The sequence below is a fragment of the Clostridium paraputrificum genome, from assembly GCF_900447045.1.
GTDB lineage: Bacteria > Bacillota > Clostridia > Clostridiales > Clostridiaceae > Clostridium > Clostridium paraputrificum.
In genome coordinates, this window is sequence record NZ_UAWH01000018.1 from 25,242 (window position 1) to 39,289 (window position 14,048).

18 protein-coding genes are annotated in these 14,048 nt (G+C 27.9%); 17 read left to right on the top strand and 1 reads right to left on the bottom strand.

The features are described from left to right. The first annotated feature begins 14 nt into the window (after nt 1–14). Genes DR024_RS15765 through DR024_RS15775 form a run of 3 tightly spaced genes read left to right on the top strand, consistent with a single transcriptional unit; the run spans nt 15 to nt 2,663 of the window. Entirely contained in the window at nt 15–932 is a 918-nt protein-coding gene (locus DR024_RS15765) for an RluA family pseudouridine synthase (protein ID WP_099313481.1), read from the top strand. A gap of 12 nt (nt 933–944) precedes the next feature. Then, complete coding sequence (gene pyrR, locus DR024_RS15770) at nt 945–1,481, top strand: bifunctional pyr operon transcriptional regulator/uracil phosphoribosyltransferase PyrR (RefSeq protein WP_027097666.1); 537 nt, start codon at nt 945–947, stop codon at nt 1,479–1,481. A gap of 12 nt (nt 1,482–1,493) precedes the next feature. Continuing rightward, nucleotides 1,494–2,663 (top strand): THUMP domain-containing class I SAM-dependent RNA methyltransferase, encoded by a 1,170-nt coding sequence (locus DR024_RS15775; RefSeq protein ID WP_099313479.1) that lies wholly within the window; start codon nt 1,494–1,496, stop codon nt 2,661–2,663. 34 nt (nt 2,664–2,697) lie between these two features. Here DR024_RS15775 and DR024_RS15780 read toward each other — a convergent pair whose 3' ends face one another. Continuing rightward, nucleotides 2,698–4,440 carry an Rqc2 family fibronectin-binding protein gene (locus DR024_RS15780; protein WP_027097668.1) on the bottom strand — a complete coding sequence of 581 codons (1,743 nt, stop codon included), beginning with the start codon at nt 4,438–4,440 and terminating at the stop codon, nt 2,698–2,700. A gap of 247 nt (nt 4,441–4,687) precedes the next feature. On the opposite strand from DR024_RS15780, the gene DR024_RS15785 reads away from it, so the two are divergent. The 14 genes from DR024_RS15785 to spoIIIAB all read left to right on the top strand — a co-directional run bounded on the left by DR024_RS15785 (nt 4,688) and on the right by spoIIIAB (nt 14,034). Next, on the top strand, nt 4,688–5,692 hold the full coding sequence (locus DR024_RS15785) for a hypothetical protein (protein ID WP_027097669.1): 1,005 nt from the start codon (nt 4,688–4,690) through the stop codon (nt 5,690–5,692). An 81-nt stretch (nt 5,693–5,773) separates the two neighbouring features. Beyond that, complete coding sequence (locus tag DR024_RS15790; protein ID WP_242983113.1) at nt 5,774–7,144, top strand: GspE/PulE family protein; 1,371 nt, start codon at nt 5,774–5,776, stop codon at nt 7,142–7,144. Next, a complete protein-coding gene (locus tag DR024_RS15795; RefSeq protein WP_027097671.1) occupies nt 7,134–8,165 on the top strand; it encodes a type II secretion system F family protein in 1,032 nt (343 codons plus the stop codon). The genes DR024_RS15790 and DR024_RS15795 overlap by 11 nt, the downstream gene beginning before the upstream one ends. Beyond that, on the top strand, nt 8,166–8,630 hold the full coding sequence (locus DR024_RS15800) for a type II secretion system protein (protein WP_055254658.1): 465 nt from the start codon (nt 8,166–8,168) through the stop codon (nt 8,628–8,630). After that, entirely contained in the window at nt 8,623–9,030 is a 408-nt protein-coding gene (locus DR024_RS15805) for a hypothetical protein (RefSeq protein WP_141668626.1), read from the top strand. Before DR024_RS15800 ends, DR024_RS15805 begins: the two co-directional genes overlap by 8 nt. A gap of 47 nt (nt 9,031–9,077) precedes the next feature. Then, nucleotides 9,078–9,479, top strand: a complete 402-nt coding sequence (locus DR024_RS15810; RefSeq protein ID WP_055183898.1) for a hypothetical protein — start codon at nt 9,078–9,080, stop codon at nt 9,477–9,479. Further along, nucleotides 9,470–9,853 (top strand): hypothetical protein, encoded by a 384-nt coding sequence (locus tag DR024_RS15815; protein WP_027097674.1) that lies wholly within the window; start codon nt 9,470–9,472, stop codon nt 9,851–9,853. Before DR024_RS15810 ends, DR024_RS15815 begins: the two co-directional genes overlap by 10 nt. 14 nt (nt 9,854–9,867) lie before the next feature. Next, entirely contained in the window at nt 9,868–10,509 is a 642-nt protein-coding gene (locus tag DR024_RS15820) for a hypothetical protein (RefSeq protein ID WP_027097675.1), read from the top strand. Continuing rightward, a complete protein-coding gene (locus DR024_RS15825; protein WP_055183897.1) occupies nt 10,487–10,885 on the top strand; it encodes a hypothetical protein in 399 nt (132 codons plus the stop codon). Before DR024_RS15820 ends, DR024_RS15825 begins: the two co-directional genes overlap by 23 nt. Before the next feature lie 4 nt (nt 10,886–10,889). Further along, nucleotides 10,890–11,234, top strand: a complete 345-nt coding sequence (locus DR024_RS15830) for a hypothetical protein (RefSeq protein ID WP_027097677.1) — start codon at nt 10,890–10,892, stop codon at nt 11,232–11,234. A 160-nt stretch (nt 11,235–11,394) separates the two neighbouring features. After that, nucleotides 11,395–11,952 (top strand): elongation factor P, encoded by a 558-nt coding sequence (gene efp, locus DR024_RS15835; RefSeq protein WP_027097678.1) that lies wholly within the window; start codon nt 11,395–11,397, stop codon nt 11,950–11,952. 76 nt (nt 11,953–12,028) lie between these two features. Further along, complete coding sequence (locus tag DR024_RS15840; protein WP_055183896.1) at nt 12,029–12,391, top strand: CD1247 N-terminal domain-containing protein; 363 nt, start codon at nt 12,029–12,031, stop codon at nt 12,389–12,391. Nucleotides 12,392–12,619: 228 nt separating this feature from the next. Then, nucleotides 12,620–13,534 carry a stage III sporulation protein AA gene (gene spoIIIAA, locus DR024_RS15845; RefSeq protein ID WP_479927490.1) on the top strand — a complete coding sequence of 305 codons (915 nt, stop codon included), beginning with the start codon at nt 12,620–12,622 and terminating at the stop codon, nt 13,532–13,534. Beyond that, entirely contained in the window at nt 13,516–14,034 is a 519-nt protein-coding gene (spoIIIAB, locus tag DR024_RS15850) for a stage III sporulation protein SpoIIIAB (protein ID WP_027097681.1), read from the top strand. The genes spoIIIAA and spoIIIAB overlap by 19 nt, the downstream gene beginning before the upstream one ends. Nucleotides 14,035–14,048: the final 14 nt, after the last annotated feature.

Sequence of the window (14,048 nt, forward strand, 5' to 3'; positions counted from 1 at the left end):
GAGGAGTTTAACGAATGGAAGAAGCTATTTTTAATATTAGTGCTGACTTTGAAGGAGAAAGAATTGATAAATACTTATCACAAATTTTTAAGGATAAGTCAAGATCGTTTATACAGGGCTTAATTGAAAAAGGAAATATATTAGTTAATGACAATAATATAAAAAGTAATTATAAATTAAAGGCTTTTGATGAAGTGAAAGTTATTATGCCAGAACCTGTACATTTAAAAGTAGAAGCAGAAAACATACCATTAGATATACTATATGAAGATAAGGATGTAATAGTTGTTAATAAACCTCAAGGAATGGTTGTACATCCTGCTCCAGGTAACTATAATGGAACTTTAGTAAATGCTTTGTTATATCATTGTAATGATTTATCTTCTATAAACGGAGTTATAAGACCTGGTATTGTTCATAGAATTGATAAGGATACCACAGGCGTTTTAGTTGTTGCTAAGAATGATGAGGCTCATAACTTTTTATCAGATCAATTAAGAGATCATTCTATGAAAAGAGAGTATTATGCCTTAGTTGAGGGTAGAATTAAAGAGGATGAAGGTACTATTGATAAGCCTTTAGCAAGAAGTAAGAAGGATAGATTAAAAATTGGAATTGTAGAAGGTGGAAGAAGAGCTGTAACTCATTATACAGTAGTAGAAAGATATAAGAATACTACATTAGTAAAATGTGTTTTGGAAACAGGAAGAACTCATCAAATTAGAGTTCATATGTCTTCTATAGGTCATCCTCTAGTTGGAGATCCATTATATGGATTTAAGAAGAGTAAATATAGACAGGATGGTCAGATGCTACATGCTAAAACATTAGGATTTATTCATCCAAGAACAAAAGAATATATGGAATTCTCATCTGAATTACCATTATATTTTGAAAAAATGTTGGAAAAACTAAGAAGTGAAGTTGTATAGGGAGGGTAAGCTATGAATTTAAAAGCTAACTTGCTTGATGATAAAGCTATAAAAAGAAGTTTAATAAGAATATCTCATGAAATTATTGAAAGAAACAAAGGTGTTGAAGATATAGTTTTAGTAGGGATAAAAAGAAGGGGATATCCTTTAGCTCAAAGAATTGCTGTAGAAATTAATAATATTGAAGGAATAAATGTACCAGTAGGAAGTGTAGACATAACTTTCTACAGAGATGATTTAACATTAACTGGAGAGTCTCCAAAAGTAAAAAATATAGACCTAGGTGTAAATATTCATAATAAAAAAGTAGTATTAGTAGATGATGTGTTATATACATGTAGAACAGTTAGAGCTGCAATTGATGCAGTTATTGATACAGGAAGACCTCAAGGAATACAATTAGCAGTATTAATAGATAGAGGACATAAGGAACTTCCAATAAGAGCTGATTATGTTGGTAAAAATATTCCTACGTCAAAGAATGAGAAAATTGCAGTAAGTATAAAAGAAATAGACAACGAAGATTCAGTAAAGATTTATGAAGACTAAGGAGAATAACATATGGATTTTGATTTAATTGCTACCACTACTTTTGGTATAGAAGGTATAACAGCTAAAGAATTAAGAGCTTTAGGATATGATGATGTTAAGGTTGATACAAGTAAGGTGCATTTTAAAGGAGATGAGATGGATATTGCTATTGCTAATATTCATTTAAGAACCGCTGATAGAGTTTTAATTAAAATGGCAGAGTTTGAAGCTAGAAGCTTTGAAGAATTATTCCAAGGAACAAAGAAGGTAAATTGGAGTAAATTAATACCTAAGAACGGTAAGATGCATGTTATAGGAAAGTCAGTGAAGTCAACTTTATATAGTGTTCCTGATTGTCAATCAATTGTTAAAAAAGCTATTATAACTAGCATGAGTGAAGCTTACGGTATAACAGAATTTAAAGAAGATGGGCCTGTATATAAAATAGAGGTTGCCATATTAAAAGATAAGGTAACCTTAACAATAGATACATCTGGTTCAGGGTTACATAAGAGAGGATATAGAGAAAATTCAGGAGCTGCACCTTTAAAAGAAACTTTAGCAGCAGCCATGATACTTCAATCAAGATGGCAAGATTCTTATGAACTTATAGATCCTTTCTGTGGTTCAGGGACAATCTTAATTGAGGCTGCTATGATTGCTCAAAATATAGCACCAGGATTAAATAGAGAATTTGTATGTGAAACATGGCCAACTATGCCTATGTACATTTTTAATGGAGTTAGAGATGGAGCAAGAAAATCTATAAAAAATAAAGATATTAAGCTTGTTGGGTATGATATTGATACATGGGTTTTAAGAACAGCAGAAAATAATGCAGTTAAAGCAGGAGTAAGTCAGTGGATAGAATTCCATAAGAGAGATTTTAGAGAGTTTTCTAATAAGAGAAAATATGGATTTATAATTTCTAATCCACCATATGGTGAAAGATTAAGTGATAAGAGAGAAGTTGAAGAGCTTTATAGAAAGTTTGGAAAGTATAAGGAAGATTATAAAAATTGGGAATTTAATATTCTTACATCATATGAAGGTTTTGAAAAGCCATTTGGAAGAAAGGCAACAAAAAATAGAAAATTATTTAATGGTAAATTAAAATGTTATTACTATCAATATTTTGATAATGATTTAATTAAGAATGAAGGTAGTACTGTAATACAAGAAATGATTAGAAATAGCTAATAAAAGAACCAGAGGACTTTCTCTGGTTCTTTTATTATAGTTTTTGTATTTTTAAGCTTTCATAGTCCTTAGGATCTACAAACATAGTTTTATTAGTATAATATATAACCATACCTGGTTTAGCCCCATTTGGTTTCTTTAAGTTTTTAACTTCTGTATAATCAACTGATACTTTAGAATCATTTTTACCTTTACTATAATAGGCAGCTATAATTCCAGCTTCCTCTAAAGTAATTTCATCTACAGGATTTGCTTGTATAATTACATGTGATCCAGGAATGTTTTTTGTGTGAAGCCACATATCATTTCTATTTGCAAACTTAAGGCTTAGGTAATCATTTTGTAAGTTATTTTTACCTACATAAATATCTATGCCTTGAGATGATAAGAAGTGTAGAGGCTTGCTATCCTTTACTTTTTTATTACCTTTAGATGTATTTTTAAATTTAATATATCCTGTTTCCATTAATTCCTTTTTAATTTGTTCAATTTCATCATATGATTCTACATTTAATATATTTGTTAAAACAGAATTTAAATAATTTAATTCATCTTCGTTCTTTTCAAGCTGCTCTAAGGCCCATTCCTCAGATTTTTTTAATTTATTATATTTTTTATAGTACTTTTGAATATTTTCAGAAGGACTTTTATTAGGATCAAGGGAAATAGTTAAATATTCTTCTTCCTTATCGTTATAAAAGTTTAGTAAGGAGATTTTATCATCTCCAGGCTTTATCATATAAATATAAGAAGTAAGTAAATCACCCTTTATTTTATAGCCATCTTTCTTTCCACCTTCTTCAATATTTCCATTTAATATTTTAGACTTTTTATTACATCTATCTATATTAGTATGTATTAATTTTTGAAGGGAAATGGATCTATTATTTAATCTATCTTGTTTATCTTTAGTTCTAAAGAAATCATCAAGAATAATAGATGGATTTTCATATTTTATATTTTTATAACCATTATAGTATGAATTTAAATTAGCACAATAAAAGTCTTTATATATACCATCAGAATCCGTAATAATATTAAAGGAAGGATGGTTACAAATATCATTTATTGAACTTGTTGTATATTTATATAATGATGAAATATTACTAGTAGATATATTTTCTTTTAAAGAATTTTCATAAAGCTCTTTTGAAAGTGGTTTTGAAACTCCTGTTAAAAGCTTAGAGAAAAATAAATCATTATATTCTAAGTTATTTTCCTTAATAAAATTAGTCATTTCATTTATATCTAGGCTAAAAGGATTTAGTTTTGTAGACTTGGGTGGTTCAACATAAGTAGCTCCAGGATATAATACTCTATAACTATTAATATCTGGTGTTATATGTTTTATAGATTCCATTATTTTATTATCTCTATTTCTAACTAAAGTAATGTTAGAGTGTCTACCCATTATTTCAACTATAAGAGAATATTCACTATCAAATCCAAGTTCATCCCTTGATTCTACTTTAATTATTACAATTCTATCTCCATCTTTTTGATACACGTCAACAATTCTACCAGATGTAAGATACTTTCTTAAAACCATAAGATACATTGGTGCTTTAAGAGGATTTTCTTTAGAAGTTTCAGTAAAATGAATCCTTGGAAATTTTGATGAAGCAGATATAAGAAGTTTATAATTCTTTCTATCTTTTCTAATAGTTAATATTACCTCATCTTTTTCAGGTTGATTAATTTTATCTATTTTACTGTCTATTAATACATCTTTAAGATTATTAATTAAACTGTTTAAAAATATTCCGTCTAGTGCCATATTATTCTTCCTTTCAATATAATAAACTTAGTATACCATTAAAAATATGGTAAGTTAAGTGTAATGAATTTGTAATATTTTTATTGGCAAAATAAGAAGGAATTATTAATGAAAAGATAGAAGTAAATATATTAATAAAATATATTGTAATTGGTCATATTAAAGAGTATTATGTAATACGGAAATAGTGCTTTTATATATAGAAATGTATAGAATATAATACTGAATGTGATTTGAGGGAGAAGAGATGAAGATTAGTAGAAGTAGGAGAGTTGGGACAATAGGTATTTTATTCTGTTCTTTATTTTTAATGTCATGTAGTAAACCTAGTGATGATGTTGAAATGGTGGAAGGGATTAAGTTAAATAAGGGAGCAATTATAGAAAATGACGGGGGAAATTATTCAAATTATAACTATAGACAAGGGAAGTATGAGAAGGTTAATGATGATGAAGTAATAGGATTATATGAGCATAATAGCGATAATTATATTGCACAAAAAGATGGTAAGTATATTGCTTTTTATAGTGGTAAAATAATTGAGCTTTCAAATATTGAAATTGGAGATGATGGACTAAAAATGTCTCCAAGTGGTGAATATCTATCATTATATAGAAATATAGATGGGGTTACTACCTATAAGGTAATTAGGTTATCAAATGGTGAATATGTAGATTTTAATACTGATACAGGTATATCAGGTCATTATTTAGATTGGATAGATTCTAATACTTTAGTTTACTATGGAGTAAATAATGAAGGAGTTAATGGCATTTTTACATATAATCTAGAAAGTAGTGAAGAAAAGTTACTTTATAATATTGATGGGGGTATAGTTCAGTATTTAAGTACAGATTCTGAAGGTATAGTTATATTACAGGAAACGATTAATGATGAGAAAATACTTCAAGTTATTAATAGTAAAACTAGTGAAGTGAAAACTATATCTAAAGATATAACTAGATTGTATGATATAGTTAATGTTGATGGAAATTATTATGTTTTAGGTGAATTTAATGATGGAATATTATCTATATATAAGTTACAAGATGGTAAGCATTATAGGCTAATCTTTGATTTTCCTAGTAGTATTAAAGCAACTAGATATGGATTGGCAGTAGATGAAGATGGAAATATTTTATTCATTGGAAGTAATTCAGATCCTGAACTAGAAGAAATATATAGTATAAGCAAAGATGGAACAATAAGAAAAGTTTCAGAATCTAAAAATGAATATTCTTTTGTAAAATAGGTAAGAGAAATCTTACCTATTTTTATTTTTTTGTATATTATGTGGCCAAGATGGCAAGGTTCTAGAAGTGGAGGTGTAAAGTTGTCAAATAATGATAGATTAATAGATAAAATAGATATAAGAGTAGCAAGAAAATTGTCTATAAATCAAGCAAAAGAGTATGGAATCTTACCTATTTATGAAGATGAAAAAAATGTTTATATTGCAGCAACAGAAACACCCAATAATGAAATAATTGATATATTAAGTTTTTTGTTTAACAAGAAAATAAAACTTATTTATAGAGAAAAAGATGAAATTTTAGAGCTAATTCAGAATATGTTGAATTTTAAAATGGAAGATATAGAAGCAGTGATATTTGAAGAAGCTATAGCATGTAATGCAAGTGATATACACTATGAACCAGAAGAAAATGGGTTAAATATTAGATTTAGAATAAATGGCTCATTAACATTAGTAAGAAAATTAAGTTTAGAGGATTATCAAAAAATATCATCTAGATTAAAAATTAAGGCTGACATGGATATTACGGAAAAAAGAAGACCCCAGGATGGGAAGCTTTTTATGTGGTGTAAGGATAAAAAATATAATTGTAGATTATCTACAGTGCCAGTTATATATGGAGAGAAAATTGTTCTTAGAATTCTTTATAGTGATAGATTTTTAACCCCTATAGAAGATTTACAGTTTACTAGGGAACAGCAAGAAACATTAAGCAGAATTATTAGACTTAAAAATGGACTTGTGCTAGTTAATGGACCAACAGGAAGTGGTAAATCAACAACACTTTATACAATTTTAAATGAAATAAAGGATGACGATATAAATATATCAACCCTCGAAGACCCAGTTGAGGTAACAATGAAGGGGATAAATCAAGTGAATTTAAATTATAAAATTGGACTTACCTTTGTTGAAGGTTTGCGTAGTCTATTAAGACAGGATCCTAATGTGATAATGGTTGGAGAAATTAGAGACGAAGAAACTGCGAAAATGGCTGTTAGATCTGCAATAACAGGGCATAAGGTGTATTCTACAATACATACGAAATCACCAAGAGAAGTGTATTTAAGGCTTGAAGAAATGGGAGTAAAGGGCTACCTAATAAAAGATGCTTTAGTAGGTATTATTTCTCAAAGGTTAATAAAGCTATTATGTAAATGTAAAGAGGAAATTGGAGTTATAGACCTTAATGGAGAAAGTATAGAAATATACAAAAAGTGTGGCTGCAATATTTGTAATAATAGTGGATATATTGGTAGGCAACTAATTGCATCTGTTTATCATATAGATAAGAAGTTAAAAGGTGAGCTTAGTAAAATATATGAAAAGGAAGATTTACTTTCCAACTGTCAGATGGTAAGTAGCTTAAGAGATTTACTTTTAAAAGGGGTAATTGATTATTACGATTATTTAAGTATTTTAGAAGGGGAAGAATTAAATGAAGATTAGCTATGGTGATTTAACAATAATAGCTGAAAACTTGGGGAGCTTGTATGAAGATGGTATAGCTATAGGTGATGGACTAGAGCTATTAAATGAATTACCCTTAAGTAAAAATTATAAAAATAGTATAACTTATATTCGTAACGATATTTTACTAGGAAAAAGCTTAAGTGAAGCTTTTAGTAAGTTTGATGAACTATATCCAGGACTTTTTATTGGAATATTAAAGGTAGGAGAAAACAGTGGCCAGCTAGGAAGAACCTTTAATAAGCTTGAAATGTTCTACTCTAAACTAGGTAACATAAAAAAAGAAATAAAAAATGCTTTAATATACCCCAGCTTTTTAATAGGTACTTTAATTTTATTAGGAGTTTTTTTAGCATTTGTACTTATTCCATCTTTTTATGAGAGTTATAAAAATGCAGGAAGTGAGGCGCCAAAAGTTGCCGAATTCTTATATAATTTAAAACTAAGTTTTAATGATAGTCCTATTTTGTCTATAGTAAGCGTTATATGCTATCTACCTATAATTCCATTAATAATTTTTCAAGTTTCAAAATACTTTAAAGGAAGATTTAAGTTCATTAGAAAAGTAAAAATTGTGAAAGAGTTAGAAGAATTTATATTTATGTTGATTTTGTCATTAATTTTAGATAGTGGTGTATCTTTGCCAATAGGTTTTAGTTACTGCTCAGATTCAAATGATATAAAATTTCTAAGTGACATTTTAAAGGGAATAAATGAAGAGATATTAAAGGGAAAAGAACTTAGTGAGTGCATAAGTAATTTAAGTTTCCTATCTAAGTATTCAATATCAATGATAAAGCTTGGTGAGAATAGTGGGTCACTTACAGTAAGGGTAAAAAAGGCAGAAGAGAGATTGGAAAAGAGAACAAAAGAGAGTATTTCAAAGCTCTTATCATTAATTCAACCAACTTTAATCATAACTATGGCTCTTGGGGTTTTGGTATTTATATGGGTATTTGTATTACCTATGTTCGATATGATTTATGGAGGAGTTATGTAGTTGAAGAAGGGATATACGCTTATAGAATTGGTAGTAGTAATGCTAATACTTGGGATTATACTTTCATTTAGCTTTAGTGGTTATAATCTTTATAAAAGTTTTGAGGAAAATATAAAAGTAGAGAATTTTTTATATGAGTTAGAGGACACTTTTTGTTATGGAAGAGATTATTGTAAGAACAATGGTGTTATTGGGACTATAAAATTAAGAGAATATGAAGATAAGTTTATTATTTTATTTAGTAGCGGAGGTGACACTAAGATTAAAAGGGAATTGGAAAAGAGTATAATGATTGATAATGATTATGTTTTATTTTATCCGATAGTTGATAGCTATGATATTAGTAAATACGGAATAGTACAATCTAAAACTACACTTCTTAAAGACAGCAGAAACAATAAATATCAGCTCTCTATTAATCCAACAGTGAATAATATTTATGTGGGTAAAAGAAAAAATGGTTAGAAAAGAAAAGGGAAATATACTTTTAGAATTAGTGGCTGGTCTTTTTATATTAAGTATAATTGGACTTTTAGCTTTTAATCTAGCAATTTCAGCAAATAAATATCTACAAAATGAAAAGGAAGATAGAGAAACTTATGAATGCTTTCATGCAGTAGTAAATGAAATAAGATACAACTTAGATAAAGAGAAATTTAAAAGTAAAGCAGTTAGAAATAAGGTTAAGATTCCGTATGATAAAAATTTACTTGAAGAGTTAAAAAGTAAGGACTTGTTAGATATTGCATATAGTGAGGAAAGCAACTTTTTGATGATAGAATTTAGTGATGAAAGAAAAGAGTTTGTCATAAGGTTAGAGGATGGTGAAAAGGTATTAGAGCAAAAGGTAATGGGAAGCTTGTAAATACTAATTCTAATAAAGGATTCACTTTACTAGAAACAACAATTTATTTGAGCATATCATTAATAATAATTTCAATTGCAGTAAGTACAGCTATAGAAGCTTATAACTACACTAGAAATTTAATTATTAAAAGTAGAGAAATCAATCAAGTTTATAATGCTTTTAGTACAATTGATTACTTTTCGTCTAAAGAGGATGTGTTTAAAGTAGATAAAAGTGAAGATACAGTTGAAATATATGAAAATATAGGAATTGAAAATTATAAGATAAAAAGGGTTTTAAAGAGAGGAAATAATTTAAGTATTGTTCATTACAATGAAACTAATGTTCAAGAGGTAAGCAATAATCCAATAATAGAAAGCATAGAGGATTTTAAGGTTTATAAAAAAGGAAATCTAGTATATGCAGAAATAACTAAAGGGGGAGAGAGGTACATTAAATGTATTTAAGAAAAGAAAAAGGTTATGTATTAATTAATCTCATTTATATATTAATGTTAATATCTTTCTTTTCTACAGTATTAGTGACAATGATAATAAATGGACTAAAGAGGGAAAAATTTGATCAGTATTATAGCAAAGATATGAAAAGTTATAATTTAGAATGTGAAATAGAAGAGTTAGATAATTATTTAATAGTTAATAACACTGCTATAAATTACTTGAAAAATAATAGTGATGACAAGGTATATATAAGAGAAAATGTTTTTTTGAAATATGACATAAATAAAAAGGTTTTTATTTTAGGTAATGATGAAAATTATACATTTTTAAAAGAAGATGGTAGTGGAAAAAGTTTAATACCTTATAGTTATAGGTATTAAAATGGAGGTGTTTAGTGGAAAATAATTTAATAGAAATATGTAATGAAAAAATTTTCTATAAAAATAATACATACAATTTTTCTTTGGAAATCCTAAGGGGAATTAAATTAGGTAAAAAGAGAAAAGTAATAATTTTAGGAGAGGATTTATATACAAAAAAGATAAAGCTAAATAGAAAAGTTAAAGTTAAGGAAGAAGAAATTCAGACTGTAATAGAAAGAGCTTTTGGAAGTAGTGAAGATTTTTTGTTTCATTATGAATTTTCTAGAAGAAAAGGTGAACTTATAATATATGCTGTTAAAGGTGGAATGAAAATACGTGAATTATGCCAAGGAGCAGCATCTATTACAGTAGAGCCTATTCAGATGTGTTTTTTTAAAAAGTTTAAAAAGAATGTAAGGGAAAAGAACTGGGAAACTTTATTTAGTTATAAGGGAAACTACTATTATATTTCATGTGATAATAATTTTATAGCTAGAAGTTTTGTAGACACTAGCCTTTCAAGGTTTATTGAGAAATATCTAGAAGTGGAAAGAGAGAAAAATCTAAAAACATACATTGAAGAGGGCATTTCAAAAGAGTTTCCAGAGAGTTATAACACTTTTGTCATAAAGGATTTTGGAGAGGTATTAAATGCAAAAAAAGTTTATAAATAAAAATTTTCTACCAATAGAATATGTAAATGATAAGGTGAGGAAAGATTCAAAGGATGAAAAAAGAGGATTATATATTTTAATAATCACAGCACTTATCTTATTACCGTTTTCATTAAGAAGTATAAATACTAAAGAAGAGGTTAAAATAGAAAATGTAGAATATGCGAGTGCAAATTGTATAAAAAAGGATGAAGTTATATTTTGGCTTAGTTTAAATAAGAATGGCGTAAAAGGAAATATAGTTAAAAATAATGCCTCACTAGAAGTAAGCAACAATGAAACTTTAGAGCAATTAAGTAAAGATGATAAGGTATCTATAAATAATATATATTATCTTGGCGATGATAAATATAAAATAGAACTAATAAAGAGGTAATAGTATGAAAAATAAAATACTAGCTATAGTTTTATTGATTTTTATAGGTATTGAATCCTACTTTATATTTTATTCTAAAAAAGAAGAGGCAAAGCCTACACTGACAGAAAAAGTTATAGTAAAAAAATACTCGCTTACAGAAGTTTTAGAATACTTAAATGATAACACAATAGAAGTGAAAAATATTTATAAATCAGGAGAAGATTATATTATTAATGGCGTAATAAGCGGAGAAAATGGGGAGTTTTTGAAGAAAATAAATTCTCTAGATAAGTTAAATATTTTAGATTATTCGTTAGAATTACACTCAGATACTATATATGGAAATTTTACATTTAAATATTCATAATAGGAGAATTTTAGGTAGAAGTGACTAAAATAATTGCAATTCTAGTTTTCTTCTGATAAAATAAATTTGTTGTGTATACGGAAATTGTTAGATGCAATAAGAGTATCGTATATTTTAGGTATTTATATTTGAAACTTATACATTTTGGAGGGATATTTAAATGATATCAGCAGGAGATTTAAGAAAAGGTACGACTTTTGAACATGAAGGACAAGTTTACACAGTTGTAGACTTCTTACACGTTAAACCAGGTAAGGGAGCAGCTTTCGTTAGAACAAAGTTAAGAAATGTTATATCTGGTGGTGTTACAGATACAACTTTCAACCCAACTGCAAAGTTCCAAGAAGCAGTTATTGAAAGAAAAGAAATGCAATACCTTTATAGCGATGGAGAATTATACTACTTCATGGATCAAGAAACATATGAGCAAATTCCACTAAACTATGAAAAAGTAGAAGATGCTATAAAGTTCTTAAAGGAAAATATGTTTGCAATAATTAAGTTCTATAAGGGAGAAGCTTTCTCAGTAGAAGCTCCAAACTTCGTAGAATTACAAATCACTCACTGTGAACCAGGTGTAAAGGGTAATACTGCTACAAATGCATTAAAGCCTGCTACAGTTGAAACAGGTGCAGTAGTTAATGTTCCAATGTTCGTTAATGAAGGAGATACTATAAGAGTAGATACAAGAACTGGCGATTACATGGAAAGAGTTTAATATTAAGAAAGTTGCTAAGTTCAATTTGCTTAGCAACTTTTTGCTATCTATGAAATACATACAAGGAAGTGTTTGTATGAAGGAAATAAGAAATAATATAGAAAAATTAAAAGAAGAAATTTCAACTATAGATAAATCAGAGTATAAAAGCGTTTTTAACAATATTTCTTCAATTTTAGAGGGATTAAGTAATAAAATTGAAGAAATTATGGTGAATGAAGCTGTTCTTTCTGAAAACTTAAAGTATATGGATGATGATATATCAGAAATTCAAGAAGAATTGTTTGAGGAAGTATCATTAGAAGATTTAGATGAATTTGAATCAGAGTATACAGAAGTTAGCTGTAGTAAATGTGGAAAACCTATATTTATTGAAGCCTCTGCATTAGAAGAAGATAATATACCATGTCCATATTGTGGAGAAAATATAGTGAAATAATTTTTAAGAATCCTTTTTAGGATTCTTTTTTTTATTCCTTACCTTTAGTAGGAGCGGGGGGATATTTATTTTTCTGTGACTTGGAGCTTGCGACGGAAGGAGAAAAATAAATATCCACCCCAATTTTTTTATGCAAAATAATTAGTTCACATATTTTTATAAAATAAGGTTATAATTTTTAAATTACGTAAATAGAAATTATATAGGAATCAAACTAGGGAGGAGGAAGTGATGGATATTTTGGATGAGGGAATAGTAAAATTATTTCCACCTAGAGTCGTAGAGGCTTTAGGAGAATATTTGAAAGATAATGCTTTACAAGAGATAAGGTTAAAAATAGAGAAACCAATAATAATTACATCATCTAAAGGTGAGGTGGTACTTAGCTATATATTGGGAAGAGAAGACATAAAGTACATACTTCAAAGAATTTCTAACTATTCATTATATGCCTATGAAGAAGAAATAAGACAAGGATTCATAACTATACGAGGAGGGCACAGAGTTGGACTAGCAGGTGAGTGTGTTATGGATAATGGAAAAGTAAAAACTATAAGAAATATTTCTTCATTAAATATAAGAATTTGTAGGGAGATACTTGGGTGTTCAAAAAAAGTTATGAAATATATAGTGGAAGATAAAAAGGTATTAAATACCTTGATTATTTCACCACCTAAGTGTGGTAAAACAACTATTCTAAGAGATATTGCAAGGAACCTATCTGATAGGGGCAAAAAGATATCAATTATAGATGAAAGAAGTGAAATTGCAGCTAGTTATCTTGGAGTACCTCAAATGAAAGTTGGAATAAGGACTGATGTTCTTGATAATTGTTTAAAAAGTGAAGGGTTAATTATGGCCATAAGAAGTTTATCACCAGAGATTATTATATGTGATGAAATAGGAACATTAAAGGATATTGAAGCACTTATTATGGCTTTTAATTCAGGAGTAAACATTATTGTAACCTTACATGGAGAAAGTATTGATGATTTAACAAACAGAAGTGTTTTTAAAGAGCTATTGGAAAATAACGTTGTAGAAAGAGTTATTTTGCTGAGCAATAGAGAGGGTGTTGGGACAGTAGAGAATGTTTATTCATTAAGCAAAGGAGGAGAAAAAAAGTGGTCAAGATTATATTGATAATTAGTATTTTCTCTATATTTACTTTTGCAGGGTATATTTATGGTGAGAGTTTTAGAAAAAGGTTATTAAATCTTAACGAATGCTATAAAGGGGTATTACTATTACAAAATGAAGTTGTATTTAATACAACACCATTACCAGAAGCCTTGTATGAAATATCAAAAAAAAGCAAGGAGCCATTTAATAAACTAATATCAAACGTTTCAGATGACTTGAAAAATGGGGAAATAGGAGATGTTTATATAGCCTTTAAAGAAAATTATGAAGATGTTAAAGAAGAGGTTTATTTGAATAAAGAAGATAAGGATATCTTAGGAGATTTTCTAAAATCCTTAGGTTACTCTGGGGTTTATGGGCAAGAGAAGATTTTTAATCTAGCATTAGAAAACTTAAAGATAAATATAAAAGAAGCTGGAGAAGAATCTAAAAAGAATACAAAGCTTTATAGATATTTAGGAATGTGTTTTGGGGCAATGATATCCATATTTTTATTGTAGATTAGGAGGAAGAT

Bases quoted from the DNA above. Each gene is read 5' to 3' on its own strand.
- DR024_RS15765 (WP_099313481.1), top strand. From the start codon at position 15: ATGGAAGAAGCTATTTTTAATATTAGTGCTGACTTTGAAGGAGAAAGA.
- pyrR (WP_027097666.1), top strand. From the start codon at position 945: ATGAATTTAAAAGCTAACTTGCTTGATGATAAAGCTATAAAAAGAAGT.
- DR024_RS15775 (WP_099313479.1), top strand. From the start codon at position 1,494: ATGGATTTTGATTTAATTGCTACCACTACTTTTGGTATAGAAGGTATA.
- DR024_RS15780 (WP_027097668.1), bottom strand. From the start codon at position 4,440: ATGGCACTAGACGGAATATTTTTAAACAGTTTAATTAATAATCTTAAA.
- DR024_RS15785 (WP_027097669.1), top strand. From the start codon at position 4,688: ATGAAGATTAGTAGAAGTAGGAGAGTTGGGACAATAGGTATTTTATTC.
- DR024_RS15795 (WP_027097671.1), top strand. From the start codon at position 7,134: ATGAAGATTAGCTATGGTGATTTAACAATAATAGCTGAAAACTTGGGG.
- DR024_RS15805 (WP_141668626.1), top strand. From the start codon at position 8,623: ATGGTTAGAAAAGAAAAGGGAAATATACTTTTAGAATTAGTGGCTGGT.
- DR024_RS15815 (WP_027097674.1), top strand. From the start codon at position 9,470: ATGTATTTAAGAAAAGAAAAAGGTTATGTATTAATTAATCTCATTTAT.
- DR024_RS15825 (WP_055183897.1), top strand. From the start codon at position 10,487: ATGCAAAAAAAGTTTATAAATAAAAATTTTCTACCAATAGAATATGTA.
- DR024_RS15830 (WP_027097677.1), top strand. From the start codon at position 10,890: ATGAAAAATAAAATACTAGCTATAGTTTTATTGATTTTTATAGGTATT.
- efp (WP_027097678.1), top strand. From the start codon at position 11,395: ATGATATCAGCAGGAGATTTAAGAAAAGGTACGACTTTTGAACATGAA.
- DR024_RS15840 (WP_055183896.1), top strand. From the start codon at position 12,029: ATGAAGGAAATAAGAAATAATATAGAAAAATTAAAAGAAGAAATTTCA.